Source organism: Klebsiella sp. K5-45, from assembly GCF_030128605.1.
Lineage (GTDB): Bacteria > Pseudomonadota > Gammaproteobacteria > Enterobacterales > Enterobacteriaceae > Klebsiella > Klebsiella quasipneumoniae.
On the sequence record NZ_JAKUZW010000011.1, the window covers coordinates 59,274 to 86,101 of the forward strand.

26 protein-coding genes, 1 tRNA gene and 1 pseudogene are annotated in these 26,828 nt (G+C 54.1%); 13 read left to right on the top strand and 15 right to left on the bottom strand.

Translation table 11 applies throughout. From position 1 onward, the window contains the following. Positions 1 to 7: 7 nt before the first annotated feature. From MKS11_RS21900 to MKS11_RS21920, 5 genes and pseudogenes are all read right to left on the bottom strand, one after another. Complete coding sequence (locus MKS11_RS21900) at positions 8 to 331, bottom strand: DUF5375 family protein (RefSeq protein ID WP_001619170.1); 324 nt, start codon at positions 329 to 331, stop codon at positions 8 to 10. After that, positions 331 to 552, bottom strand: coding sequence for a hypothetical protein (locus MKS11_RS21905; protein ID WP_001071227.1), 222 nt, complete (start codon positions 550 to 552; stop codon positions 331 to 333). Before MKS11_RS21905 ends, MKS11_RS21900 begins: the two co-directional genes overlap by 1 nt. Continuing rightward, positions 549 to 743 (bottom strand): host cell division inhibitor Icd-like protein, encoded by a 195-nt coding sequence (locus tag MKS11_RS21910; RefSeq protein WP_048276953.1) that lies wholly within the window; start codon positions 741 to 743, stop codon positions 549 to 551. Before MKS11_RS21910 ends, MKS11_RS21905 begins: the two co-directional genes overlap by 4 nt. Before the next feature lie 36 nt (positions 744 to 779). Beyond that, positions 780 to 1,106 (bottom strand): annotated as a pseudogene (locus MKS11_RS27615) (ash family protein); the annotation flags it as partial. Next, positions 1,103 to 1,363 (bottom strand): AlpA family transcriptional regulator, encoded by a 261-nt coding sequence (locus MKS11_RS21920; RefSeq protein WP_001619168.1) that lies wholly within the window; start codon positions 1,361 to 1,363, stop codon positions 1,103 to 1,105. The gene MKS11_RS21920 and the pseudogene MKS11_RS27615, both read right to left, overlap by 4 nt. Positions 1,364 to 2,280: 917 nt before the next feature. On the opposite strand from MKS11_RS21920, the gene MKS11_RS21925 reads away from it, so the two are divergent. From MKS11_RS21925 to MKS11_RS21940, 4 genes are all read left to right on the top strand, one after another. After that, complete coding sequence (locus MKS11_RS21925; RefSeq protein ID WP_097749018.1) at positions 2,281 to 3,030, top strand: septation initiation protein; 750 nt, start codon at positions 2,281 to 2,283, stop codon at positions 3,028 to 3,030. Beyond that, the gene (locus tag MKS11_RS21930) at positions 3,030 to 3,602 is read left to right on the top strand and encodes a phage polarity suppression protein (protein ID WP_284109693.1); all 573 of its coding nucleotides are present in this window, start codon (positions 3,030 to 3,032) and stop codon (positions 3,600 to 3,602) included. The genes MKS11_RS21925 and MKS11_RS21930 overlap by 1 nt, the downstream gene beginning before the upstream one ends. Then, positions 3,583 to 3,858, top strand: a complete 276-nt coding sequence (locus MKS11_RS21935) for an ogr/Delta-like zinc finger family protein (RefSeq protein WP_001619165.1) — start codon at positions 3,583 to 3,585, stop codon at positions 3,856 to 3,858. The genes MKS11_RS21930 and MKS11_RS21935 overlap by 20 nt, the downstream gene beginning before the upstream one ends. A 775-nt stretch (positions 3,859 to 4,633) precedes the next feature. Next, the gene (locus tag MKS11_RS21940; protein WP_284109694.1) at positions 4,634 to 5,413 is read left to right on the top strand and encodes a hypothetical protein; all 780 of its coding nucleotides are present in this window, start codon (positions 4,634 to 4,636) and stop codon (positions 5,411 to 5,413) included. 38 nt (positions 5,414 to 5,451) lie between these two features. On the opposite strand, the gene MKS11_RS21945 is transcribed toward MKS11_RS21940, so the two are convergent. From MKS11_RS21945 to proB, 5 genes are all read right to left on the bottom strand, one after another. Beyond that, on the bottom strand, positions 5,452 to 6,951 hold the full coding sequence (locus MKS11_RS21945) for a hypothetical protein (RefSeq protein ID WP_001619163.1): 1,500 nt from the start codon (positions 6,949 to 6,951) through the stop codon (positions 5,452 to 5,454). Continuing rightward, on the bottom strand, positions 6,952 to 8,121 hold the full coding sequence (locus MKS11_RS21950) for a phage integrase central domain-containing protein (protein WP_001619162.1): 1,170 nt from the start codon (positions 8,119 to 8,121) through the stop codon (positions 6,952 to 6,954). Positions 8,122 to 8,284: 163 nt separating this feature from the next. Beyond that, positions 8,285 to 8,360, bottom strand: a tRNA-Thr gene (locus MKS11_RS21955). A 113-nt stretch (positions 8,361 to 8,473) separates the two neighbouring features. Continuing rightward, positions 8,474 to 9,727, bottom strand: coding sequence for a glutamate-5-semialdehyde dehydrogenase (proA, locus tag MKS11_RS21960; protein WP_284109695.1), 1,254 nt, complete (start codon positions 9,725 to 9,727; stop codon positions 8,474 to 8,476). A gap of 10 nt (positions 9,728 to 9,737) precedes the next feature. Beyond that, on the bottom strand, positions 9,738 to 10,841 hold the full coding sequence (gene proB / locus MKS11_RS21965; RefSeq protein WP_008805306.1) for a glutamate 5-kinase: 1,104 nt from the start codon (positions 10,839 to 10,841) through the stop codon (positions 9,738 to 9,740). Positions 10,842 to 11,130: 289 nt separating this feature from the next. Here proB and phoE point away from each other — a divergent pair, with 289 nt between their 5' ends. Then, a complete protein-coding gene (phoE, locus tag MKS11_RS21970; protein WP_004204700.1) occupies positions 11,131 to 12,183 on the top strand; it encodes a phosphoporin PhoE in 1,053 nt (350 codons plus the stop codon). Positions 12,184 to 12,228: 45 nt separating this feature from the next. On the opposite strand, the gene MKS11_RS21975 is transcribed toward phoE, so the two are convergent. Next, positions 12,229 to 12,795: a C40 family peptidase gene (locus MKS11_RS21975; RefSeq protein WP_060656921.1), complete on the bottom strand. Its 567-nt coding sequence runs from the start codon at positions 12,793 to 12,795 to the stop codon at positions 12,229 to 12,231. 411 nt (positions 12,796 to 13,206) lie between these two features. On the opposite strand from MKS11_RS21975, the gene MKS11_RS21980 reads away from it, so the two are divergent. Both MKS11_RS21980 and MKS11_RS21985 read left to right on the top strand, forming a co-directional pair. After that, positions 13,207 to 14,076, top strand: coding sequence for a DMT family transporter (locus MKS11_RS21980; RefSeq protein WP_017901339.1), 870 nt, complete (start codon positions 13,207 to 13,209; stop codon positions 14,074 to 14,076). A 95-nt stretch (positions 14,077 to 14,171) separates the two neighbouring features. Next, positions 14,172 to 14,837: an HAD family phosphatase gene (locus MKS11_RS21985; RefSeq protein WP_049002969.1), complete on the top strand. Its 666-nt coding sequence runs from the start codon at positions 14,172 to 14,174 to the stop codon at positions 14,835 to 14,837. Between the two features lie 735 nt (positions 14,838 to 15,572). Here MKS11_RS21985 and phnE (MKS11_RS21990) read toward each other — a convergent pair. From phnE (MKS11_RS21990) to phnC, 4 genes are all read right to left on the bottom strand, one after another. Beyond that, positions 15,573 to 16,457 (bottom strand): phosphonate ABC transporter, permease protein PhnE, encoded by an 885-nt coding sequence (phnE, locus tag MKS11_RS21990; RefSeq protein ID WP_087771488.1) that lies wholly within the window; start codon positions 16,455 to 16,457, stop codon positions 15,573 to 15,575. Beyond that, positions 16,454 to 17,326: a phosphonate ABC transporter, permease protein PhnE gene (phnE, locus tag MKS11_RS21995; protein WP_002890001.1), complete on the bottom strand. Its 873-nt coding sequence runs from the start codon at positions 17,324 to 17,326 to the stop codon at positions 16,454 to 16,456. Before phnE (MKS11_RS21995) ends, phnE (MKS11_RS21990) begins: the two co-directional genes overlap by 4 nt. 66 nt (positions 17,327 to 17,392) lie before the next feature. Then, positions 17,393 to 18,331: a phosphonate ABC transporter substrate-binding protein gene (phnD, locus tag MKS11_RS22000; protein ID WP_064177995.1), complete on the bottom strand. Its 939-nt coding sequence runs from the start codon at positions 18,329 to 18,331 to the stop codon at positions 17,393 to 17,395. Between the two features lie 22 nt (positions 18,332 to 18,353). Next, positions 18,354 to 19,196 (bottom strand): phosphonate ABC transporter ATP-binding protein, encoded by an 843-nt coding sequence (phnC, locus tag MKS11_RS22005; protein ID WP_004204921.1) that lies wholly within the window; start codon positions 19,194 to 19,196, stop codon positions 18,354 to 18,356. Positions 19,197 to 20,034: 838 nt separating this feature from the next. Between phnC and MKS11_RS22010 the strand changes: the two genes are divergently transcribed. The 6 genes from MKS11_RS22010 to MKS11_RS22035 all read left to right on the top strand — a co-directional run bounded on the left by MKS11_RS22010 (position 20,035) and on the right by MKS11_RS22035 (position 26,827). Then, positions 20,035 to 20,577 carry a helix-turn-helix transcriptional regulator gene (locus MKS11_RS22010; RefSeq protein ID WP_284109696.1) on the top strand — a complete coding sequence of 181 codons (543 nt, stop codon included), beginning with the start codon at positions 20,035 to 20,037 and terminating at the stop codon, positions 20,575 to 20,577. 73 nt (positions 20,578 to 20,650) lie between these two features. Beyond that, on the top strand, positions 20,651 to 21,238 hold the full coding sequence (ecpA, locus tag MKS11_RS22015; protein ID WP_004204919.1) for a common pilus major fimbrillin subunit EcpA: 588 nt from the start codon (positions 20,651 to 20,653) through the stop codon (positions 21,236 to 21,238). A 57-nt stretch (positions 21,239 to 21,295) separates the two neighbouring features. Then, the gene (locus tag MKS11_RS22020) at positions 21,296 to 21,964 is read left to right on the top strand and encodes a hypothetical protein (protein WP_017900976.1); all 669 of its coding nucleotides are present in this window, start codon (positions 21,296 to 21,298) and stop codon (positions 21,962 to 21,964) included. 25 nt (positions 21,965 to 21,989) lie between these two features. Continuing rightward, positions 21,990 to 24,515, top strand: coding sequence for a fimbrial biogenesis outer membrane usher protein (locus tag MKS11_RS22025; RefSeq protein WP_087771485.1), 2,526 nt, complete (start codon positions 21,990 to 21,992; stop codon positions 24,513 to 24,515). Next, a complete protein-coding gene (gene ecpD / locus MKS11_RS22030) occupies positions 24,505 to 26,148 on the top strand; it encodes a fimbrial adhesin EcpD (RefSeq protein WP_004204915.1) in 1,644 nt (547 codons plus the stop codon). Before MKS11_RS22025 ends, ecpD begins: the two co-directional genes overlap by 11 nt. Continuing rightward, positions 26,117 to 26,827, top strand: coding sequence for a fimbria/pilus periplasmic chaperone (locus MKS11_RS22035; RefSeq protein ID WP_017900978.1), 711 nt, complete (start codon positions 26,117 to 26,119; stop codon positions 26,825 to 26,827). The genes ecpD and MKS11_RS22035 overlap by 32 nt, the downstream gene beginning before the upstream one ends. Position 26,828: the final 1 nt, after the last annotated feature.

A 26,828-nucleotide genomic window follows, 5' to 3' on the forward strand; every position in this document is an offset into this window, starting at 1 on the left:
GCCCTCCTCAGTGCAGCGCTGGTTTGTTGAGGTGACGGGAACAAAGTTCATCCATGACCGTCATTCCGAGCAGTGAGAGAACCGGACAGGCTTTAAGCGGCCCCGACTCCATCAGATCCGAAAGCAACGCGCAGGCAATTTCCAGTCCTCTTTGCTGCCCATGCTGGCGCAGATAGAACCCTTCCAGCTCGCGGGCTATGGCATCTTCAAGTTCAGCGAGCGTCAGGCCGGAATAACGTTCCTGCTGACAACTGATAGTCAGCCAGGCACAGGCTACGGCACGGCGATACAGAGCGGCACGAAGTACCAGATGAGATTCACAGCATTTCATCAGGCCACCTCCGCATTCATCAGGTCGTCATGGCAGCGTTGCACCACTCCATCCAGTTGCTCTGTCATCAGATAAATGAGGGAAACCAGTTGTTCGCATTGGGCACCTGCTGGCTTTTCATAACAGTCCTGCAGGGCTGCCATGCCAGTTACATACTCACCCACATTGCGTAAATGTTTCAGCCTTACAACATCGTCGTAAGAAATCTCAAACTGGTTCATAGCGTCACCTCCCCGGCAGGCAGGCGTGCAGAAAGGGAGAGCACATAATCACGGACCAGCGAACGGCGCGCGGAACGCTCATCGCAGGCGACAGTGCGAAGCATACAAATGCGGGGTTGAGTGTCAGCACGGCGGATTGCGGCAAACACAAAGACATATTGCGGATATGACGGGGTGAGGATTGTAGCCATGATGGCAGCCTCCATTGAGTAGCGGTTATTGCTACCACCGGAAACGCCAATTTCACTGGTGGCAGCCCGAACGGGGTTGGCGTAACCGGCCTCAATGGATACCGGCCAGCCCGAAGGCTGCCCCGCCCGGACTGCCATTATCTCGAAAGAACTACGGTGTACACACAAACACCACAGCCCGGAAAATGGGTGTGCCTGAGCTACGACGAAAAAAAAGACGCCTGGCGCGTCTGGTGTCGCCATTGAGTTTCGCGGAACGCCAATTCCGGCTGCCGATTTTGCGACAGCGGAAAAACTATACCTGGAAATGACGACAGTAAGCAAGCCTGAAAAAAGGTATTTATTGTATTCAGGTATCATCATGCATCACATCCCCGCCCACGGGCGCTGATACGGTCCGCCATCCATGCGCTGACCTCAGACTGTGCCCAGGCAACATTTTTACCGCCAAGCGGGATCTGCTTCGGAAACGCATCGCGACTGATCAGGTCGTAAATGGTCGAACGGGACAACCCGCATAAGTGCATCACCTCAGGCAGGCGTAAAAATCGTTCATGCTGGTTCGGTACAGGAAATAATGGCGCAGCCGGAGCTGGCGCAGACACAGAAATATTACGCATTTATCTACCCTCTTTAATTTCCACAACAGACCTGATGAATTTATCCGGGTTCAGGTAGTTCCTTATTATGTGTATATAAACCGCCTGCGCACGCATTATTTATTTAGCGTCACATATTGATTTCATGAAACTTAAAACCAGATCAAACCATATAAAACAACATAATAAATACTATGCCTGCGGGCTATAAATATAGGAGCATTAATAGGAACTACCATTCATCAATGAGTTAACTACCCCATGGGTCATTGCACCTGATAGTGCTGACCCCACCGCCAATACAGCAAGGCAGTACAACTTCTACACGAGGCCTTGCATTGCAGGCCCCAATTTCCGGGCATATTTTTGAATCGCATCCAACTTATAAACATTGGGTCTGCATAAAAACCTTGATATTAAATAATTTCATCTTAAATCTTAAAATATATCCGCATGAATCCATAAAGAACCGGACAGTTCTAGTTTTATAAAAATCAGTATGAAATGCAACACCATGGTCAGAGGCGAAAATGTTATTTCCCGGCAATAACAGGCAGTCTATTTCAGCGCCTGTCGAATACTACTGAATAAGGGTGAATAGTGGTGAGGAGCAAAAAACAAATAGCTACGAGGAATAAAAAACCATCCATTATGAAAAAATACCATAAATAATTTTATTCCCATGTGAACAGTTATGAACAGTCGATGAATACTGCCATGCCAACCCTTCACCTTATAACCTACTGTATTATCTATTTTTTTACCTAAGTGAATAGTAGTGAACAGTTAATGTAAGTCTGAAACTGACTCAGTTAAACGAGGCCTTTCTTGGCTAGCCAAAAGAGGTCTTTGTCTTGTCGCTCGCACAATGGCGTTCAATGGCGGCTTTGTATGCATCACAGCACAATTGACACCAACACAAACAACAAGGTGCTGACATGACTATCCCAGACCAGAGCAATAAATCGACTGCTGATATTTCTATCCCTGCTGCGACACAACAGGCGCTTGAAAAAGTGAATGCTGCCAAATCAGCCTGGACGGAAGCCCGTCGCAAACAAATTGATGCTGCTGCGATGCTCGCAACAATCCGTAAACGCCGTGTAGAAACGGAAACGGAGGCAAAGGCGCAAAATGAAGAATGGCGTCAGATGTTTCATGAAAACCAGGGACAGGTAACGCCGAAAATGAAAAAACTAAGGGCTGAGATTGCCCTGGGGCGTGAAACACTCGACGAGTTTGATGATCTGCTTGCGGCCCATGCCGGAGAGAATGAGTATCTCCCATGGAAAACGGCGGAACTGGCCCGTGGTTACATTCAGGCACATGATAATCTTATCGAAACCCATGTTAACCAGCTTTGGCATGATTTTATGAAGCAGCATGGTCAAACCCTTATCCAGCTTTTAAGCCTTCTCAAAGTGACAAAAGGGAGAAGTGCCAGCTCTGTAATTGGTGTTGTCCATTCTGTGAATGATCCTGAAACGCTATTGCGGGATTTCATTACTTCTTCAATCACTAATCCGGCGTTGAAACAGAATGCCTCTCTGCAGAGTGACCCTTTCCTGAATAAAATTGGTGTACTTGCTGATAATAGTGCCTATCAGGATATTCAGAACGCCCCCAGCCCGGCGGCGCAAATCCGCATACAAAAACAGCGTGAAAAAGCGAAGAAGGGGCAAAGCTGATGGACACCACAATTACCCCTAAGGAAGCGCTGCATCACTACCGGGATGCTTCTCAGAGCTGGCTATCACTTCGCAACGAGCAAAGTACAGCCCAACTACGGCTGCAGGCATTGTTGCTGTCTGCAGATAAGCCTTACAATTATGCCTGGCAGGTTGAAACTCTCAGAGAAAAGCTAGAAGTGCTTGAATGCCAGATCAGCTGTGCGGCAAATGATGGTCTCTACGCGCAGAGAAGTGTCGTGGATGCCTGTGTTGATAATGCCTTGAGTGAATTTATGGCAAATTCGGGCAAGGCGCTGACCTCAGCGCTGGCACCTTATCTGAACGGCCCCTTTGGCCTTGATGTTGCTGCACGTGTGCTGCGTTTGGCGCTGGCGCATTATTCGGAACTCAATGCTCCAGAACTGCTTGAGTCCTGCCGTGAAATCCTTGATGAATCAGGTTTATCGCCTGATGCATCAATGCGCATGGATGCCTCGAAGAGATTCACTCCGGCGAAGCATAAAACTTTTCAGGACAGGCTCAAGCGCCTGAAACTTGCGGAGGAAGCCTATGGCTTTACAGTGTCCTGAGTGCGGCGCAATCTCACATGCCCGTTCAAGCTTTTATGAGGCCCCATCCATAAAGCGGACTTACTATCAGTGCAAAAACCTGGAGTGCTCATGCACATTCACCGCACTGGAGAGCGTGGACACGATTATTGCCCGGCCTAACAAGGTTGAGACCAAGGATGAAACCGCAAGCGAGCAATCAGAGAAGTCAGCTCACACACTCGGAAAATATGGCGCTGCCTCCAGGCTCTCAAACCGCCAGCAAATTCCTGTCTGACGGCTCAAAGCAATCCTCGAACCGGCTTTTATGCCGGTTTTTTATGCCAACTTTCTGACTTTCCCGTTGATGCTGAGAGTGCATGGCTATGCTGCATGAAACCGCATGACTTTATGTACTGGTATTTTTACCTCTCAGACCGCACGCGGCATGGATGAGAACCGTTCATGCACCTGCATGAAAACCACTACATAAAGCGGGCAGGCGTGGCGGGGCTACGAGCGCGCGCTAAGATGTTAAATGGTGCTTATCTTTTCAAATTTCAACGAGCTGGCATGGTCAAGACGGGGGGAATCTCGCCTCTGCGGTGCGCTGTTGAAACATAAGGAACAAGAGCGAAGATCAGCAGGTTAGTGCAGAACAGCGTGGTAGCAAGTATTCCAAGCTTGACGCTGCTTGATGGGTGAAAAAATTTTAAAAATTTCACGAATGAATAGAGTGTAATTTACCTCCATAACCGCGCCGAACTACCGCTCAGTAACCTGCCCCTCCTAAATACCGTCATTTTTCCCGATTTAAGCAATGCATCCAAACGAGGCATGGTTTTGCAGGTGTTTTCCTGTCGCTGTAATCCCTGCTAGCGCCATTCGCGGCGCGGCCAGAGTACGCCGTTGCAACGGCATTAAAAGCGACTTCTTAAACGGGCAGGCGTGGCGGGGAGAGCATTGCGCACCAATATAGTTGACCATTTAAATTTTTTGAGATAGAAAAGCTTATCCGAAGATGCAATTAATTTTAGGTTTAAGAATTCTATTTTTCAGAGGGGAGAAAGTTGGTGCAGGATAACACTTCAATTTCTTTATATATTTCTATAGGTGGTTTTATCATATCCTGCCTAGGATTTTTAAATACCATTCGCCAGTCAAAATACAATAGAAAAATAGAACGTCTAAGAACTTATGACAAAATCTACTTCGATGTTTGCGACTTACTACTTTTCGACTACAAAATAAAATCACAGAAAACATACACATCAGAAGATAAAGATTTAGAACAAGCCGTCAATCAATTTAGTCAGTTGCACTGGATGGAACAAATATATGGTCCGGATAGTTATGAACATATAAGCTTCAAGAATAAATCAGATCAAGCCAGCTTTAGCAAAAAAGTATCAGAGGAATATTACAAATTCCAAAGAGAAAAAAGTTCAACATTATTAGGAAATCAATCACCAGTTATGCATACTGATAATGAAGAATTTAACAATCGTTTTAGACGTGTTATGGCACATATTAAGGAGAACATATCCCTTTTTAGTAAGCCAATTAGATTAGAATGGGAAAAAACAAGTTTAAGGGAACCAAATGAGATAAGGATGGAATATATCGCTCTTGAACGTGTCAACAGCTACTCTTGTGAAGAACTGGAAGAAAAAATTGACGACCCATACCTTGAAATATTCCTTATGATAAGACAAGAACACAGACTACTAAATAAGCAGAACTCAGAAAAGCTATTGGATACTTTATTCAATTTAAAATGGCGAATTTCAAAACCCTTGAGAAATACCAAGAGAAAAATATCATTTAAATTTAAATCACACGCCAAAGATTGATTCAAAGGCCTTAAAAAGGCCCTTGATTTGATCATAACTCATTTTCTGTTATTTCTACGGGCTTTTTTTTGCGCCTTTTTAATTCGTTTTATTCTAGCCTTACTATTCTTTTCAACCCTTAAAGTTTCTTTTTCAGGATAGTCTCCAGGAAGAATAGGGAATTGATAATCGTGATCATCAGTTCTTTTAATATTATCCGGAAGTAAAGCTTTAAATTCATCTCTATCTTTTCGAGCTCTTTCGTAGTCATCCTCTGTCCACTGAGTTGAATCAATAAACACCATATCTTCCCCTCCATTCCCCCCCATCGGTTCTGTGGCAACTCCAACTATATATTTCATATCCGGGAAAAGTAGCTTTGCTGAAGCACAGTAAACAGAGAGAGTATCTTTACGATATTTTCTATAGTCATCATATGATGTGCAACATTCTGGCACCGGAACCACTAGCCAAACATACCCATTATCGCTGTTACTGGGAGAGACCAAAACTCTAACACCTCTTTGCCCATGAGGGATGGAGGTGACTTTTTCAATTATTGCATTTGATAGTATACGCCTTGAAAATCTCGTCTCGGATGCCATAATTCTTAGACCACGAGTCATCTCATCAAATGAAAAATCCCCTTCGGACAATATTGTCCCACTAAGCATATGTTTCGCAAAATTTTCTATACAGGCATCCCAAAAATAAGAATTAGAATTTAGTTCTTTCCCTCTAATAAACTGAGGAAGGTTTTTAAGAGATTCATAGGCCCCCTCAACAATCAAAGCTGATACTCCTTTCTCTATATAAAACCCCGGCTCACGCCCATCTTTAGCATTTATATAGTACCATGCTAAAAGTTCTTCCTCTCCCGCTGCCGAGTTTAGTCCTCCTGAAGCAATAAATTCTTCCTTCTTACTAAGATAATCTATAAAATCAGCAATTGTATCGAGTTCAGAAAGTATAATATCTAAAGCAATATCATCAAAAACATGCACATAAGGCTTGTCAGCAATGGGCTGACCGATCATAAACGGAGTATCAAAATGTTGGTTTCCCACTATGCGCGGACATATAATCAAACTCCCAGAACCGCCAGAATGCTCTTGGAATTTTTTTGATGCATTCTTTGCAACAGCAATTCGGTGAACGATAATTTCGTCACACTTTGGCACTTTAATTGGAAAAGGGACATTACACTTAGCATCAAGAAATAACCTACCGGGTCTCTCTTTTAATGATGACTCGGCACCATAAAGTTGAACTGCGGATTTAATAACAGCCCTTTTAACCCAACGCCCCCAATCAACTTTTAAATCCCCTGAATCCTTAAACGAAATATCTTTATCGGAAAATATTATAACATGATTTTCAAATACAACTAGAAGATCACAGAGTTCCTTCCCATCTCCCGACGCCGTTTTTTTTCCTTCATCAGTATAAACATTTGGATAACTCCACAAGCTTAAAAAAGTTCTTTCACACAGCTTAGAAAGATATTTTTCAGAGTCATTTCCCCCGACGTTTTTATTAATAGCTCTCGAAGTTTGCATTTATTTCCCCTGTACATAATCAGCATACCACTGCATCATAACTCTGCGTTTATCAAAATACTGAGCATGGTTATAAGTGCCTCGGATACTGTTTTTATCAACATGAGCTAATTGCATCTCTATCCAACTCGATTCAAATCCTTGCTCATGCAAAATAGTAGACATTGAATGTCTGAATCCGTGCCCTGTAACCTTGCCACCAAAGCCAATGCGTTTGATTACTTGGTTTACACTTGCCTCACTCATTGGCTTATTCGGATCATTTCGTCCAGGAAAAACATAACGGTAGTTTCCTGTCATCGCTTTGAGTTCATTAAGTAAATCTAACGCTTGAGTCGATAGTGGCACAAGGTGTGCCCTACGCATTTTCATCCTTTCTGCTGGTATTTCCCAAATAGCGTTATCCAGATCAAATTCCGACCATAAAGCTGCACGTAATTCAATGGTTCTTACGCCCGTAATCATCAGTAACTTCGTAGCAATAAGGACAAGCCGACTCCCTGTGTAACTGTCTAGAGCACGCAAAAAATCAGGTAACTCATCAGCTTTAAGGAACGGGAAATGATTGGATTGATGCACTTCGAGGGCACTTGAGAGATCTGCCGCAGGATTAAACTCGGCTCTACCTGTAGCAATGGCATAACGGAAAACCTCCGAGCAACGCTGTCGCACTTTCCGCATTTTCTCCAACGCACCTCGTTTTTCAATTTTACGCAGCACATTAAGCAATTCTAGCGGTTTTATTTCGCCAATTGGCCTTTTACCTACATAAGGGAAAATATCGTTCTGAAAAGCTTCCATGATGTCTGATGCATAACCGGCCGACCATTTGGCAGATTTCATCTGGTGCCACTCTGTCGCTATCTTTTCGAACGCGCTTTCAGACTCGGTTTGCAAAGCAATCTTCTGCTCTTTTCGAACCTCACTCGGATTCTTTCCTTCGGCGACCAATTTGCGGGCTTCGTCACGACGGGAACGAGCATCGGCAAGGGTGATCGTTGGGTAAACACCAAGCGAGATCATTTTGGGTTTACCGGCATAGCGATAGCGAAACCGCCAGCTCTTGCTCCCATTAGGTTCTATAAGTAATGACAAGCCTTGACCATCCCCAAGCGTATAGGGTTTCTCTTCAGGCTTAGCGCGACGAATCTGCATATCGTTTAAAGGCATGTGTATAGGAATCCAGGACAGAACAGAAACATATACACAATCCTATACACATTCCGTATCGGATTCTACTGGATGGTTACGGACAAAGATGGACTTAAAAGCAGAAAAGTCTTTATAAATCAGGATATTTATAGACAAATATGGACGTTTGAGGAAGTTGAGATGGTGCCGATAATAGGAGTCGAACCTACGACCTTCGCATTACGAATGCGCTGCTCTACCAACTGAGCTATATCGGCCCTGCAAGAGGTGTTCACGAGCGTGAATCACGAGGCAAAAGGTTAGAACTTAGCGGGCGATGCGTCAATAGTCAGCAGAATCAACTGCCTATTTTTGCATCGCCCGTTCTCATTTACGCACGAATGGTATCGTCGCCGAAACCAATCCACTTATAGGTGGTTAACGCTTCCAGTCCCATCGGGCCGCGGGCGTGCAGCTTCTGAGTGCTGACCGCCACTTCCGCGCCGAGGCCGAACTGGCCGCCGTCGGTGAAGCGCGTGGAGGCGTTCACATAGACCGCGGAAGAGTCCACTTCATTGATAAAGCGGTTGGCGTTACGCAGGGTGCGGGTCAGGATGGCGTCGGAGTGCTGGGTGCCATGTTCGCGGATATGGGCGATAGCCTCATCCATATCAGACACCACTTTGACGTTCAGATCCAGCGACAGATACTCGTCGTCATACTGCTCCGCCTTCATCGGCTCGACCTTCGCCGGGCCGTTCTGCAGCGCGGGGAGGGCGGAAGGGGCGGCGTGCAGAGTGACGCCGCTCTCGGCCATCTGCTTGCTCAACGCCGGCAGGAAGGTGTCGGCGATGTTGCGGTGCACCAGCAGCGTTTCCACGGTATTGCAGGTGCTCGGCCGCTGGGTCTTAGCGTTGACGATGATCTTCAGCGCAGGGGCGATCTCGGCGGTTTCATCAACGAAGATATGGCATACGCCAATCCCGCCGGTGATCACCGGGATCGTTGACTGCTCACGGCATAGCTTGTGCAGGCCCGCGCCACCGCGAGGGATCAGCATATCGATGTATTTATCCATCTTCAGCATTTCGCCCACCAGCGCGCGATCCGGGCTCTCGATAGCCTGTACCGCGGCGGCCGGCAGACCGCACTCCTGCAGCGCCTGCTGGATCACCTTCACCGTGGCGGCGTTGGTGCGCCAGGTCTCTTTCCCGCCGCGCAGGATCGCCGCGTTGCCGGTTTTCAGGCACAGGGAGGCGACGTCGACCGTCACGTTGGGACGCGCTTCATAAATCACGCCGATCACCCCCAGCGGGACGCGGCGACGTTCAATACGCAGACCGCTGTCCAGCAGCCCGCCGTCGATCACCTGGCCGACCGGGTCGGCCAGATTGCACACCTGGCGCACATCGCTGGCGATACCGCTCAGACGCGCCGGGGTCAGCGCGAGGCGATCGAGCATCGCTTCACTCAGGCCATTGGCGCGAGCTTCGGCTAAATCTTCCGCGTTGGCGCGCAGAATATCGTCGGTCTGCGCTTCCAGATAATCGGCGATCTTTTCCAGTACCTGATTCTTTTCCCGGCTGGAGAGTAACGCCAGCTGCCAGGAGGCCGCTTTGGCGGCAATGCCCATTTGTTCCAGCATTTTCAGCTCCTTAACGGATGATCATATCATCGCGGTGGACGGCCACCGGGCCGTATTCGTAGCCCAGAATGGCATCGATTTGCTGCGAGTGCTGGCCGGCGATAAGGCGCAGCGCATCGCTGTTGTAGCGGCTGACGCCGTGAGCGATGTCGCGTCCTTCGCTATTGCGGATGCGGATCACTTCGCCGCGGGAGAAGTTGCCGCTGACGATTTTGATGCCTTTTGGCAACAGCGAGCTGCCTCTTTCGAGGATCGCCTGAGTCGCGCCCGCATCGACGGTGAGTTCACCGGCCGGCGGCGCGCCGAAGATCCAGCGTTTACGGTTCTCCAGCGGAGACTCCTGGGCGTGGAAGCAGGTGCCTACCGGCAGGCCTTCCATCGCGTGGCCGATGACGTCCGGGCGGTTGCCGGCGGCGATGATGGTATCAATCCCCGCGCGGCAGGCGACGTCCGCGGCCTGCAGCTTGGTACCCATGCCGCCGGTGCCGAGTCCGGAGACGCTGTCGCCGGCGATGGCGCGCAGCGCGTCGTCGATGCCGTAGACGTCTTTAATCAGCTCCGCCTGCGGGTTGCTGCGCGGGTCGGCGGTGAACAGGCCAGGCTGGTCGGTTAACAGCAGTAGCTTATCCGCCCCGGCGAGGATCGCGGCCAGCGCGGAGAGATTGTCGTTATCGCCCACTTTGATTTCCGCAGTGGCGACGGCGTCATTTTCGTTAATGACCGGGACGATGCTGTTATCCAGCAGAGCGCGCAGGGTGTCGCGGGCGTTGAGGAACCGTTCTCTGTCTTCCATGTCGGCGCGGGTCAGCAGCATCTGGCCAACGTGAATGCCATAGATAGAAAACAGCTGTTCCCACAGCTGGATAAGACGGCTTTGTCCCACCGCCGCCAGCAGCTGCTTGGAGGCGATGGTGGCGGGCAGTTCCGGGTAACCAAGGTGCTCGCGCCCGGCGGCAATGGCCCCGGAGGTCACGATGACAATACGGTGTCCCATGGCGTGCAACTGTGCGCACTGGCGCACAAGCTCGACGATATGGGCGCGGTTCAGGCGACGGGACCCGCCTGTTAAAACACTGGTGCCCAGTTTTACCACCAGCGTCTGGCTTTCACTCATGATTCTCTGCCGTTCAAAAGGAATATCGATATCGAGCTGATGTTGTAGCAGGAGTCGGCCCGCTTGCCAACACCCGGGGCGGCGGGCGCGCCATTTTATTGCGCGGGATCGGGCATTCTGGAGAGGGTATGTGACAAAAATATGTCAGATACATTTAAATACCCTTTTTTATAAAAAGTTCCATCTTGTCATAAATATTTAATATCCCGGCGTTAAAAAACCTCCAGTTTTTGATGGGCGAGCGCCCGCAATTGAATAGCGCGTATAAATAAATCACCGGGACTAAATAATGAAAAAGAGTACTCTGGCATTAATGATGATGGGCTTTGTGGCTTCAACGGCGACGCAGGCAGCGGAAGTTTATAATAAGAACGCGAACAAGCTGGATGTGTACGGCAAGATCAAAGCCATGCACTACTTCAGCGATTATGACAGCAAAGATGGCGATCAGACTTACGTGCGTTTCGGTATTAAAGGCGAAACGCAGATTAACGAAGACCTGACCGGCTATGGCCGTTGGGAATCTGAATTCTCGGGTAACAAAACCGAGAGCGACTCCAGCCAGAAGACTCGTCTGGCGTTCGCTGGGGTGAAGCTGAAGAACTACGGTTCTTTCGACTACGGCCGTAACCTTGGCGCCCTGTACGACGTGGAAGCCTGGACCGATATGTTCCCGGAATTCGGCGGCGACTCATCCGCTCAGACCGATAACTTTATGACCAAGCGCGCCAGCGGCCTGGCGACCTACCGCAACACCGATTTCTTCGGTCTGGTGGATGGCCTGGATCTGACCCTGCAGTACCAGGGTAAAAACGAAGGCCGTGAAGCGAAGAAACAGAACGGCGACGGCGTCGGCACCTCGTTAAGCTATGACTTCGGCGGCAGCGACTTCGCTGTCAGCGCAGCCTACACCAGCTCCGACCGTACCAACGATCAGAACCTGCTGGCCCGCGGCCAGGGTTCGAAAGCGGAAGCCTGGGCGACCGGCCTGAAATATGACGCCAACAATATCTACCTGGCGACCATGTACTCTGAAACCCGCAAAATGACCCCGATCAGCGGCGGTTTTGCCAACAAAGCGCAGAACTTTGAAGCGGTGGCCCAGTATCAGTTCGACTTCGGTCTGCGTCCGTCCCTCGGCTATGTGCTGTCGAAAGGGAAGGATATCGAAGGGGTGGGGAGCGAAGATCTGGTTAACTACATTGACGTGGGCCTGACCTACTACTTCAACAAAAACATGAACGCCTTCGTGGATTACAAAATCAACCAGCTGAAAAGCGATAACAAACTCGGCATCAACGATGACGACATCGTCGCGCTGGGCATGACCTACCAGTTCTGATCAACTTCAGAACCACCCGCCGCAGCCCAGGCTGCGGCTTTTTTTTTAGCGGCGATTCTTCGCCAGATGCAGGGTGTCGCTGTTCATGGTGATCTGCGCGTTATACTCCTTCGGCAGACGACGCGCCTGATAGAACGCCGACTCCCAGTAAGGGTTGTCCAGCGAAGAGCGCATCACGCCCTGGCTGCTCGAGGCGTGAAGGAAATTATGATCGGTATCGTAAAAGCCAACGTGCATCCCGGCCCGGGTGCGGAAGAAGACCAGATCGCCGGGACGTAAATCCCGCTTATTGACCCGCACGCCCATGTGCAGCAGCTCGCGGGTGGTGATCCGCTCCATCGGCAGGTTAAAGCGATCCTTCAGCGTGCGCCAGACGAAACCCGAGCAGTCGACGCCGCTTTGTTCAGTACCGCCCCATTCATAGGGGGTTCCCTGCCAGGTGTGCATCTGATCATGCAGGGCCGCCACCACCGGGATCAGATCGTCCGATCCGCTATCAATGGTCATATCCGCATGAGATTTTGTGTTCTTTGCCTGTTTCGGTGAGGAGGAGCATCCTGCCAACAGCAAAAAAGGAATTAACAAGAGAGCATGCTTCAGTTTTGGCTTCATATCGTTATTTTCGAAGTAGCAAGCAGACTGCTTTGTTTTATAGCCGATTAAAAAGAACGGCTGAATAAGCCGAGGCCGCCTTTACGTTTATTTACGATTAAAAATAAACAACCAGCCGAGAGATCACCCATAAAAGGCAGTTGTCACTTCCGAACGGCCTGTGCCAGGATTCTGATTAAACATTTCACGAGGCATTCCATGACGCATTACGCCATCTCTGGTGAGACTTTGCCCGGCGCCGCTTTCGACGCGGGGTGGATGACGTCTGCGCCTCATCATCGCTTCGCCACGCTCTGCCCACCGCCTCCCCCTCCAGACCGGGTTGTTTTCGGCGCTTAGCGCCGTCTTTAGCAGGCGCTTACCTGCCGGTATGACGCTTGATACCTTGTGTTTGACGTTCTGGAGCATGCTATGCACGTTCGCTATTCTCTGCTCGCCTCGCAGGCGACAACGGCCACCTTTGTGCTGCTGTGGGGCAGCGCGGCCATTTTCACCCGCTGGGGATTGGACAACGCCTCGCCGATGGCGCTGCTGGTCTTTCGTTTTCTGATTGCCCTGGTCGCGCTGGCGCCGCTGGCCATCGTCCGTCGGCGCTGGCTGCCCGCGCCGGGCACCCGCCTGCAGACCGCGGCCACCGGCCTGATGCTGATTGGCGGCTATTCGGTCTGTTACTTCGAGGCGATGGCCAACGGCGTGACGCCGGGACTTATCGCCACCATGATGGGGATCCAGCCCATCCTCACGCTTTGCGTGGTGGAGCGCCGCCTGCAGGGGCGGCGGCTGCTGGGGCTGCTGCTTGCCCTGGCGGGGCTGGTGCTGCTGGTATGGCGCAGCCTGGCGGCGTCGCCCATGGCGATGGCGGGGATCCTGTTTGCGCTGGCGGCTTTGCTGCTGATGACTTTTGGCGCGCTGTGGCAAAAGCGCAGCCGTCAGTCGCCGGCGGATGTCCTGCCGCTGCAGTATGCCGTGAGTCTGGGGCTGTGCCTGTTGATCGCCCCGGTCAGCGGCTTCCGGTTTACCGTTAACGTCGGGTTGATTATTCCGGTGCTGTTTCTCGGGCTGCTGATTTCGGTGGTCGCCCAGCTGCTGCTGTATCGTCTGCTGAGCGCGGGAAATATCGTCAATGTCACCAGCCTCTTTTATCTGGTGCCGGCGATCACGGCGCTGCTGGATTATCTGCTGCTGGGCAACCGGCTGCCGGCGGCGGCGATGGTCGGTATGGTGGCGATCGTCGGCGGGATCGTATTGGTGTTCCGCACCGGCAAGGTCCGCGCCGGCTGACGACGAGCCGGGCGCTGCGGCGTCCGGTTCATTTTCCTGTCATCTTTTTTACGCATGCTCCCGGCAGCTTATTTTGACCAGTAAGGGAAAGTACCATGGGCAACACGCTGACGATTTTTGATCTCGATAACACCCTGATACAGGGCGATAGCAGTACGGTCTGGAGCCAGTTTATGGTTCGCGAAGGGCTGGCGACGCAGAAGGGGTATCTTGCCCGCGAGGCGCAGCTGATGGCGGATTATGACCGGGGAGAGATGAATATCGCCGATTATGTGGCCCTGATCCAGGCGCCGCTGGCCGGAATACCGAAATCGGACGTTGATGCGCTGGTGGCCCGCTGCGTCCGCGAGGCGATCCTGCCCCGGGTCTATCCGCAGGCGTGGGAGCTCATTCGTCGTCTGCGGGCCGAGGGGGAGCAGATGCTGATTATCTCCGCCTCGGTTAGCCTGCTGGTGCAGGCGGTGGCCGCCGCGCTGGAGATCGATCAGGCGCTGGGCATTGACGTGGCGATGGTCGACGGCGGCTACAGCGGGGTCATTGCCGGGATCCCCAGCTATCAGCAGGGGAAGGTGGCGCGTCTGGCGCAGTGGCGCGAGGCGCATCCGCAGTATGACGGCGAGGTGACGTTCTATACCGATTCCATTAACGATCTGCCGCTGTGCCTGCATGCGGATCGCGTGCGGCTGGTCAATCCCTGTCCGCAGCTGCAGGCGGCCGGTGCCGGATACGGCTGGCCGGTGCTGAGCTGGCGGCTGGAATAGCGGAGCGGATAAATGTTTCTTCGGGTTCAGTCGTTCCAGACCGGATAAGGCGTGTGCCGCCATTCGGCATACAGGCGGCTCCGTGCCGGCGGTCATTGCCCGGCGGCGCTGCGCTTGCGCGGGCCTACGGGGTGTGAGCCTGTGAGAGGGCCCTGTAGGCCGGGTAAGGCGCAGCCGCCACCCGGCGAAATATCGGCGCAACCGGAAATGTCCCTGCTCGCGCTGCGTTTAGCAGGGCTACAACTTCTATTTTAATGCCGGGCAGATTGCGCTCCCGGTTAGTTCTTCTGCGTTATGTCACTTACGGCGCCGGGAGCGCACAGGGGGCGGCCAGTCGCCGCCGCCCCCTGTACCCCCGGGCTCCGGCCAGCAACATCGCCACTGCGTGGTGCCTTCGACTTATCCCTGCAGGCTTCGGGTCGGGCCGAGGCAGCGTCCCTGCAAAACACGGCCCTCAGCCCGCATCCATGCGGGCTGCCCCGGCCTTCCGGGAACGTCTCAGCGATGTTGAGGCCGCCAGCACCGGCAGTTTCAGTCGCGCAAGTGGGTAAATTAATGACTGGTTGCTCGGGCCGTAGGCCGGGTAAGGCGCAGCCGCCACCCGGCATAAAAGCAGCGCCGTGCCTGATGCCCTCGCCCGGCGGCGCTGCGCTTGCGCGGGCCTACGGCGTGTGAACCTGTGAGAGGATCCTGTAGGCCGGGTAAGGCGTAGCCGCCACCCGGCACAAAGGTGCGCTAGCGTTCGTCCTGATACAGCGGCACCACGGCGCCGCCGATATAGCGACGGCGCAGCCAGGCGGAGAGGGTGTCCATGATCATCACCACCGCGACCAGCAGCAGGGTGATAAACATCACCACATCCCAGTTCCACAGGCGCATATTCTCGGCATAGATAAGCCCAATACCGCCGGCGCCGACGAAGCCCAGCACCGCCGCGGAGCGGGTGTTGGATTCAATCTGATACAGGCTCAATGCGAGGAAGGTCGGGAACGACTGGGTAAAAATGCCAAAGCGATGCTTTTGCAGGCCGTTCGCGCCCACGGCGGTCAGTCCGCGCCCGGGGGAGCGGTCCACCGCTTCGTGTCCTTCCGCGTACAGCCGTCCCAGCAGGCCGGTGTCCTGCATGATGATCGCCAGCACCCCGGCCAGCGGCCCGAGGCCTACCGCGCGCACGAAAATCAGCCCCCAGATAGCCATGTCGATCCCGCGCAGCACATCAAACAGGCGGCGCATCAGCAGGGCGAGGGTCCCCAGCACCACGCCGCGCATGATGTTGCGGGCGGCGAAGAAGGAGAGCAGCAGCGCCAGCACCGTGGCGGTGAGCGTCCCGGCGAAGACGATAGCCAGAGTGATGCCGATTTGCGTGAAGTAATAGCCGAACGGCCAGTTCCAGAAGTTGTGCCAGACGAACATCCGCGCCAGATAGCGGCCAATCTGCTGTAGGCCGGTGGTCAGCAGTTCGCCGCTGATGCCGAACTGCAGAAAAAACCAGACGTAATAGAGCAGGCAGGCCAGCGCCACCAGTCCGACGTAGCGCAGGTAGCGCCCCTGGACCTGATAGAGCTGCTTATGCTGCCGCCGGCTGGCGGCGAGATCCGGTTGCATGTGCCAGACGCTCATTTCTTACCCTCCAGTACCCACAGACGCAGACGACCGGACAGCATGTCCAGCGCCGACACCACCAGAATGATCAGCAGCAGGGTGATGCTCACCTGATCGTAGCGGTCGAGCTTGATGTTGGTCATCAGCTCCTGGCCGATGCCGCCCGCGCCCACCAGCCCGAGAATGGTCGACGAGCGGAAGTTGATTTCAAGCCGCATAAAGCCATAGGAGAGAAACAGCGGTTTCACCTGAGGCCACAGGGCGAAGCGAATTTTCTGCAGCGGGGATGCGCCGCAGGCCGCCAGGCCGCGTACCGGTTTGTTTTGCGCGCTTTCCACCGCCTCGTAGAACAGTTTGGTCAGGCTGCCGACGGTATGCAGCATGAGCGCCAGAAAGCCCGGAATCGCGCCGATGCCGAACGCCATCACAAAGATCACCGCCCACGCCAGCTCGGGCATGGTGCGCAAAAACGCCACCAGCACGCGAATGGCAAAGCGCACCGGCGCCGGGGACCAGGCGTTATTGGCGGCAAGAAACGCGAAAACCGTGGCAATGGCGACGGCCACCAGGGTTGAGGCCAGCGCCAGCTGCAGAGTTTCCCAGATCAGCGGCAGCTGGATCGGCAGGCGATAGCCCCACCAGGCCAGCGAGCCTTTGGTCTGCACGTCGGCGAACAGGTTGCCGGCGCTCAGGGGCGGAATGGTCTCTGCCATATAGTCAAAGAAATGGGGCAGCGAGTGCCAGATAGTCAGCAGATTAAATTCCGCGGCGCTGCCGGCGGCAAAATAGAGCGCCAGCAGCAGCAGCGACCAGCAGACGGCATCGCGCTTTTGCCGCGAGCGTACCTGCTGGTAATAGCGTTCAAATTCGGTGTGGGTCGTCTTCATGCGTCGGGGATCTTCAACGTAGCGCCGCCGCTTACCCTGGGGCAAGCAGGCGGCGTTGAGGCAGGATTAACGCGCGCTCACCAGCTCGCGTTTCATATCAATAATCTGCTGGAAGTCAGCCACGCTGCCCGGGCCGATGTGCTGAGTACCGCCCATCGCTTTGATAAAGCAGGCGTGATCCTCAGTATCCAGTTTTTTCACCGCCGCCACGACCTTCGCTTTAAAGTCCGCTGGCAGCGCATTGCTCACCAGGATCGGGCCGTTCGGGATCAGCGGCGATTGCCAGATAATGCGGATCTGCTTCATCAGATCCGGATGATCCATGCGAATCAGGCGGTTGAACGCGCCGGTGGTGTAGCCGGTGTTGTAATCGCCCACCATCGAGGCCCAGGTGACCGCGCCCGCGAACTGGCCATTCAGCACGCCGAGGATGTCCTGCTCGTGGCCACCGGAGAAGGTGACGCTGGAGAAGGTGTTGTTGTATTTGTTGTCGGCGTTACCGCCAAATTTTTCTTTAAACGCATGGTTAGGGATCAGATACCCGGAAGTGGAGTCCGGGTCGGCGAAGCCGAAGGCTTTGCCTTTTAAATCGTCCAGCGTTTTATACGGGGAGTCAGCTTTGACAATCACCACCGAGTGGTAGCCGCGAGACTGATCTTTGTCGTCCACGGCGATACCAACGATATCCACCGCTTTGGGGTTATTAAGATAAACCGAGGCGTAAGAGGAGGGAGACATGCTCAGAACCACGTCGACTTTCCCTCCCAGCAGACCCTGGATCACCCCGGAATAGTCGGAAGAGTTGCGCAGTTTGGTGTCCACGTTCAGCTCTTTATCGAGGAAGGCCTTCACGCACTGGTTATCGCCGATTTGCTGGGTGGCGTTCTGGCCGCCGAGAATGCCCAGATTCAGCTCTTTCGGCTGCGCTGCCGCTGCCTGCCATGCCATTATCATGCCCGCGACCATTGCGGATAAACGAACTGCGCCAGTCATAGATTTTTTCATTATGTTGCCCGTGTGAGTGAAATTAATGCAATTGGCTAACTTCATCGCCGTACAGCCGCTGCAGCACATCCTGCGTCAGCCGGGAGGGGTGATCGTCAAAAATAAGCTGGCCGCTGGCGACGCCGATAACCCGGGTGCAGTAGGTCTTCACCAGCTCTACCGAATGCAGGTTTACCATTACGCTGATGCCCTGCTCGCTAATTTCGCGCAACACATCCATGATGCGCTGTGTGTTTTTCGGATCCAGCGAGGCGACAGGCTCGTCGGCCAGCAGGATCCCGGGGTTCTGCATCAGCGCCCGGCAGATCGCCACCCGCTGCATCTGCCCGCCGGAGAGGTTCTCCGCCCGCTGCAGCGCGTGCGGCAGCATGTTCATCCACTCAAGCAGCGCAATGGCGCGCGCCCGGTCGGCTTCAGGAAAGATTTTAAACAGCGATTTCAGGGTTGAAGTCTGGCTGAGGCGGCCCAGCAGGACGTTGGTGAGCACATCGAGACGGGGCACCAGGCAGAAGTCCTGAAAAATCATTCCGCAGTGGCTGCGCCAGGCATTGAGCGCGCGCCCTTTCAGCCGGGAGACATCGTGCGGGGTACCGACTTCCGGGTAGCTAAGAATTTCGCCGCCGCTGGCGCTGTGGGTGCCGTTGAGGACATGCAGGAGCGTCGATTTACCGGCGCCGGAGCGGCCTATGATGCCAACCATTTCGCCAGCGTGCAGATCAAAGCTGATGCCGTCCAGCACCTTGTGCTGGGCTTGATAAGCTTTACTCAGATTACGCACGCTTAAGACCTTCCGCTGCCGGCCGGCATTGAGTTCGGTGAACGGCTGGAAATCAGTTTCGGCCACCGCGGCAAGAGAGCTGTTCATAAGAGTGTCCAGGTTCGTCATTAACTGGCCACTATTAATAGGTCTTTATGTGAAATTTCGATGACGGTATTGCGAACAAACCGTGAACAGGCGGGAAAGGGCGGCGGTGAGCGGTTCACCGTGCGCGGTACGCTGGCGAAGCGCCGAAAAGCGGCTATGCTTTCGGGAACGCGGAGGCTGGCGTCCCCGTGCGGCAGGAACCCATCGGCAAAACTCGTTTTATCTTGCTAATGAGGTCTGTTTAATCGAATAGATAATGCTTCTGCCTTTGTTTAGCATTCATCATTCCGCAAAATTAACATATATATAACTATTTTGTGCGGCAGGTTAATCTATTTATGAGTCTTATGCATTGGATGAATCATCCTGGTTATTGCTGATTTTTAGACTTATATTCTTTATTTTTGAATAAATTTGGTTTATTTGACAACTGCATTCTGCCCTTCATTAAGAATATTCCTAACATAATAGGGTGAAGATCCTGGGTAATATAAAATTCAGCTAAGAATTGAGGGTTATATTGCTAATAACCTTATGAAAATAAATACCTTTTTCTTGCGCTCAAAAATGAGATATTTTCAGTTTTTGTAAATATTGACCTGGGCGCGAAATTCATTGCCTTCCCGCATGTTGACACTCCATAGGAAAAAACTTAAATTCAACGCCAAGCAGAAAATAATTATAGTTTAACCCCGCTTATTCAATATTGATAAGTAATGCGTGTCTTATTTAATGGCGATTTACTAAAGGAATCGAATACGCCAGTAAACTTTATAGGCCTGGCAAGCAGTGACGTTTTAAAAATGATTACTTCAAGGACTATGAGGTTAAAAACTATATGGAATATAAAATCTGTTCCGATAAGTATATTTGGTCTGCCGATGACTCCTACTTCTATAAAGGATTGTCCGAACTGATTGTAGATATCGACGAATTAATTTATCTGTCGCTAGAGAAAATCAGAAAAGATTTCGTGTTTATCAATCTCAATACGGCTTCGTTAAACGAGTTTATCAGGCGCGACAGCGAATGGCTATCCGAGGTAAAGGGGAAACAGGTCGTATTAATTGCGGCCAGGAAGTCAGAAGCCTTAGCGAATTACTGGTATTACAATAGCGATATTCGCGGCGTGGTATATGTTGGCCTGAGTCGCGATATTCGAAAAGAGCTGGCCTATGTGATTAATGGCAGGTTTCTCCGTAAAGATATTAAGAAAGATAAAATTACAGACCGGGAAATGAAAATTATCCGCATGACCGCCCAGGGCATGCAGCCGAAATCGATCGCCAGAATTGAAAATTGTAGCGTGAAGACAGTATATACCCATCGGCGCAATGCCGAGGCCAAGCTGTATTCCAAAATATACAAATTAGTTCAGTAACACCCAGGTAAGTTAATTTTTGAATGGTTCACCGGGACATCATGTCCTTAATTCAACTCAGGAAGAAAAAGCGATGAAAAAAAAGGTTCTGGCAATAGCTCTGGTAACGGCGTTTACCGGTATGGGCGTGGCGCAGGCTGCTGACGTAACGGCTCAGGCTGTAGCGACCTGGTCTGCGACCGCCAAAAAAGACACCACCAGCAAGCTGGTGGTCACCCCGCTCGGCAGCCTGGCGTTCCAGTATGCCGAAGGCGTGAAAGGATTTAACTCACAGAAAGGTCTGTTTGACGTGGCGATTGAGGGTGACGCAACGGCGACCGCCTTTAAGCTGACCTCGCGTCTTATCACCAACACCTTAACCCAGCTGGATACCTCCGGCTCCACGCTGAGCGTGGGCGTGGATTATAACGGCGCAGCGGTGGAAAAAACCGGTGATACCGTGATGATCGATACCGCCAACAACGTTCTGGGCGGCAACCTCAGCGCGCTGGCTAACGGCTACAACGCCAGCGGCCGTACCACCGCGCAGGATGGTTTCACCTTCTCGATCATCAGCGGCACCACCGACGGCACCACCGCCGTGACCGATTACAGCACCCTGCCGGAAGGGATCTGGAGCGGCGACGTCAGCGTACAGTTCGACGCCACCTGGACCAGCTGATCCTTGTGATGCGCCAGCAGGGGGGCTCCCCCTGCTTTTTTCACGGACGGAATTGTTATGAAAAAGCACCTTCTGGCCCTCGGGCTGCTGCTTGCCGGAGTATCGCCGGCGCAGGCGCTGGATGTCGGCGATATCTCATCGTTTATGAACAGCGGCAGCAGCACGCTGAGCAAAACGATCAAGAACAGCACCGACAGCGGCCGCCTGATCAATATCCATCTCGAACGGCTCTCTTCCCCGCTGGACGACGGACAGGTTATCCCGATGGATAAACCGGATGAGGTGCTGCTCACTCCCGCCAGCCTGCTGCTACCCGCCCAGGCCAGCGATGTGATCCGCTTCTTCTACAAAGGCCCGGCGGATAACAAAGAGCGCTACTACCGCATTGTCTGGTTCGACCAGGCGCTCAGCGATGCCCAGCGCGATAACGCCACCCGCAGCGCGGTGGCCACCGCTTCCGCTCGCATCGGCACCATCCTGGTGGTGGCGCCCCGGCAGGTGAACTACCGCTTTCAGTACGCCAACGGCTCCCTGACCAACACCGGGAATGCGACGCTGCGGATCCTCGCCTACGGCCCCTGCCTGAAGGCCGCCGACGGTAAGGAGTGCAAAGAGAACTACTACCTGATGCCGGGTAAATCACGCCGTTTTACGCGCGTGGACACGGCGGATAAAAAAGGACGGGTTGCGCTTTGGCAGGGTGAGCAGTTTGTTCCCGTGAAATAGACAGCTGTGCAGATGGATAACGACGATGCCTCTACAACGGATTTCCCCAGGACTGAAAACGCGGCTTGCCTTCGGCATGTTTTTTTTGTTCATTCAGCCCGACACCAGTGCGGCGGCCCCAGGCGCGCAGCAGATTGGCGGGGTGATTATTCCGCAGGCCTTCAGCCAGGCGCTGCAGGACGGCATGAGCGTTCCTCTTTATATTCATCTTGCCGGCAGCCAGGACACCCGGGACGATCAGCGGATCGGCAGCGCCTTTATCTGGCTGGACGGCGGCCAGCTGCGCGTTCGGCAGATCCGGCTGGAGGACAATGAGGGTAACGCCAGCGTCAGCGAACAGACCCGACAGCAGCTGATCGGCCTCGCCAACGCCCCATTCAGCGAGGCGCTCACCATTACTCTGACCGACAGCGCGCAGCTGGATCTCAGCCTGCGCCAGCTGCTGCTGCAGCTGGTGGTCAAGCGCGAGGCGCTGGGCACTGTGCTGCGCTCGCGCAGCGAAGACATCGGCCAGTCGAGCGTCAACGCCCTGAGCAGCAACCTGAGCTATAACCTCGGCGTCTATAACAACCAGATGCGCAACGGCGGAAGCAACACCTCCAGCTACCTGTCGCTGAACAACGTCACGGCGCTGCGTGAGTATCACGTGTTGCTCGACGGCTCGCTGTACGGCATCGGCAGTGGTCAGCAGGACAGTGAATTATATAAAGCCATGTATGAACGCGATTTCGCCGGCCACCGCTTTGCCGGCGGGATGCTTGACACCTGGAACCTGCAGTCTCTGGGACCGATGACCGCTATTTCGGCGGGCAAGATTTACGGCCTTTCCTGGGGGAACCAGGCCAGCTCCACCGTCTTCGACAACAGCCAGTCCGCCACGCCGGTGATTGCCTTTTTACCGGCGGCGGGCGAGGTGCATCTCACCCGCGACGGCCGGTTGCTGAGCGTCCAGAACTTCGCCATGGGCAACCATGAAGTGGATACCCGCGGCCTGCCGTACGGTATTTACGACGTGGAAGTGGAGGTGATCGTCAACGGGCGGGTGGTCAGCAAACGCATCCAGCGGGTCAATAAGCTGTTCAGCCGGGGACGCGGCGCCGGCGCGCCGCTGGCGTGGCAGGTATGGGGCGGCAGTTTTCATATGGATCGCTGGTCGGAGAGCGGAAAAAAGACCCGGCCGGCGAAAGAGAGCTGGCTGGCGGGCCTCTCGGCCTCCGGGTCGCTCAGCACCCTGAGCTGGGCGGCAACGGGCTATGGCTACGACAACCAGGCGGTGGGAGAAACTCGCCTGACGCTGCCGCTGGGCGAGGCGATCAACGTTAACCTGCAAAACATGCTGGCCAGCGACAGCTCGTGGAGCAGCGTCGGCAGCATCAGCGCCACGTTGCCGGGGGGCTTTAGTTCAGTGTGGGTCAACCAGGAGAGAACCCACATTGGCGATCAATTGCGGCGCAGCGATGCCGATAACCGGGCGATCGGCGGCACCCTCAACCTGAATGCGCTGTGGTCGAAGCTGGGAACGTTCAGCGTGAGCTACAACGATGATCGCCGCTACAACAGCCATTACTACACCGCGGATTACTATCAGACGGTCTACAGCGGCGCCTTTGGCTCGCTTGGCCTGCGGGCGGGGATCCAGCGCTATAACAATGGCGACAGCAGCGCCAACACCGGGAAATATATCGCCCTCGATCTGTCGCTGCCGCTGGGCAACTGGTTCAGCGCCGGGATGACCCATCAGAACGGCTACACCATGGCTAACCTCTCAGCGCGTAAACAGTTTGATGAAGGCACCATTCGCACCATCGGCGCCAATCTGTCGCGGGCCATCTCCGGCGATACCGGGGATGACAAAACCCTCAGCGGCGGGGCGTATGCCCAGTTCGACGCCCGCTACGCCAGCGGCACGCTGAACGTCAACAGCGCAGCGGACGGCTACGTCAACACCAACCTCACCGCCAGCGGCAGCGTCGGCTGGCAGGGCAAAAATATCGCCGCCAGCGGACGAACCGACGGCAACGCCGGGGTGATCTTCAACACCGGGCTGGAGGACGATGGTCAAATCAGCGCCAGGGTCAACGGGCGGATCTTCCCGCTCAGCGGTAAGCGTAACTATCTGCCGCTCTCGCCTTATGGCCGCTATGAGGTGGAGCTGCAGAACAGCAAAAACTCGCTCGACAGTTACGACATCGTCAGCGGGCGCAAGAGTCATCTGACTCTCTATCCCGGCAACGTGGCGGTGATTGAGCCAGAGGTGAAGCAGATGGTCACCGTCTCCGGTCGTATTCGGGCGGAAGACGGCACGCTGCTGGCGAATGCGCGGATTAACAACCATATCGGCCGTACCCGCACCGATGAAAACGGCGAGTTTGTTATGGATGTGGATAAGAAATACCCCACGATCGATTTCAGCTACGGCGGCAATAAAACCTGCGAAGTGGCGCTGGAGCTCAGCCAGGCGCGCGGCGCCGTGTGGGTGGGGGATGTGGTTTGCAGCGGCCTCTCGTCGTGGGCGGCGGTGCAGCAGACAGGAGAAGAGAATGAAAGTTAACCCATTAATCGCCCTGGCGATCCTCGCGCTGCTCTGGCCGGCGGCTGCGCTCAGGGCGGCGGTGACCAAGACCACCTGGTCGGATGCGCCGGCGCGCGAGTTTGTGTTTGTGGAAAACAACTCCGACGACAACTTTTTCGTCACTCCCGGCGGGGCGCTGGATCCGCGCATGACCGGCGCCAACCGCTGGACCGGCTTAAAATACACCGGCTCCGGGACCATCTATCAGCAGAGTCTCGGCTATATCGATAACGGCTACAACACCGGGCTCAATGCCAACTGGAAGTTTGATATGTGGCTGGAAAACTCGCCGGTTTCGCACCCCTTAACCGGCCTGCGCTGCATCAACTGGTACGCCGGGTGCGATATGGCCACCAGCCTGATCCTGCCGCAGACCACTGACGCCAGCGGGTTCTATGGCGCGACGGTGACCAGCGGCGGCGCGAAGTGGATGCACGGTATGATGTCGGACGCGTTTTATCAGTATCTGCAACAGATGCCGGTCGGCGGCAGCTTCACGATGACCATCAATGCCTGTCAGACCTCGGTGAACTACGACGCCAGCAGCGGCGCGCGCTGTAAGGATCAGGCTTCCGGCAACTGGTATGTGCGCAACGTCACCCACACCAAAGCCGCGAACCTGCGGTTGATTAACACCCACTCGCTGGCGGAGGTGTTTATCAACAGCGATGGCGTGCCAACCCTTGGGGAAGGGAACGCCGACTGCCGGACGCAGACCATCGGCAGCCGTTCAGGATTAAGCTGTAAGATGGTCAATTATACCTTGCAGACCAATGGGTTAAGCAATACGTCGATCCATATTTTCCCGGCGATCGCCAACTCGTCGCTGGCCTCGGCCGTCGGGGCGTATGATATGCAGTTCAGCCTCAACGGCAGCTCATGGAAGCCGGTGAGCAATACCGCCTATTACTACACCTTCAACGAGATGAAGAGCTCAGATGCGATCTATGTGTTCTTCTCCAGCAACTTCTTTAAGCAGATGGTGAATCTCGGGATCAGCGATATCAATACCAAGGATCTGTTCAACTTTCGCTTCCAGAACACCACCTCGCCGGAGTCAGGCTGGTATGAGTTTTCCACCTCCAATACGCTGATTATCAAGCCCCGTGATTTCAGCATCAGCATTATCTCTGACGAATATACCTCGGCGCCGTCGCGGGAGGGGTATGTCGGCAGTGGTGAACCGGCGCTCGATTTCGGCTACATCGTCACCACCAGCGGTAAAACGGCCGCCGACGAAGTGCTGATCAAAGTGACCGGACCGGCGCAGGTGATTGGTGGGCGCTCCTACTGTCTCTTCAGCTCCGATGACGGTACGGCGAAAGTGCCGTTCCCGGCGACGCTCTCTTTTATCACCCGCAGCGGCGCGACGCAGACCTACGACGCCGGGTGCGATGACAGCTGGCGGGACATGACCGATGCGCTGTGGCTGACCACGCCGTGGACCGATATCTCCGGCGAAGTGGGGCAGATGGATAAGACTACGGTGAAATTTTCGATTCCGATGGATAACGCCATTTCGCTGCGGACGGTAGACGATAACGGCTGGTTTGGCGAAGTCAGCGCTTCAGGAGAGATTCATGTCCAGGCGACGTGGCGCAACATTAACTAAGGCCCTGCTGACGCTGAGCTGCCTGCTGGCGGCGCCGCTGGCGCAGGCGATCTCGGTCGGCAATCTGACCTTTTCCCTGCCGGCTGAAGCGGATTTCGCCAGCAAACGGGTGGTCAATAACAATAAAAGCGCGCGGCTGTACCGGATCACCGTCAGCGCCATCGACCGCCCTGGCGGCAGCGAAGTGCGCTCCCGGCCGGTGGATGGCGAACTGCTGTTCGCCCCCCGCCAGCTGGCGCTGCAGGCCGGGGAGAGCGAATATTTCAAATTTTATTATCATGGGCCGCGGGATAACCGCGAGCGCTACTATCGGGTCTCGTTTCGTGAAATTCCCACCCGTAACCTGACGAGGCGCAGCCCGACCGGCGGCGAAGTCAGCATGGAGCCAGTGGTGGTGATGGATACCATCCTGGTGGTGCGCCCGCGGCAGGTACAGTTTAAATGGTCTTTCGATAAGGCGGCCGGGACAGTGAGCAACACCGGCAATACCTGGTTTAAGCTGCTGATTAAACCCGGGTGCGATTCGACCGAAGAGGAGGGCGACGCGTGGTATCTGCGTCCCGGGGACGTGGTTCGCCAGCCGGCATTGCGCCAGCCGGGGAACCACTATCTGGTCTATAACGACAAATTTATTAAGATCAGCGATACCTGTCCGCTGAAGCCCCGTCCCGCGGAGTGAG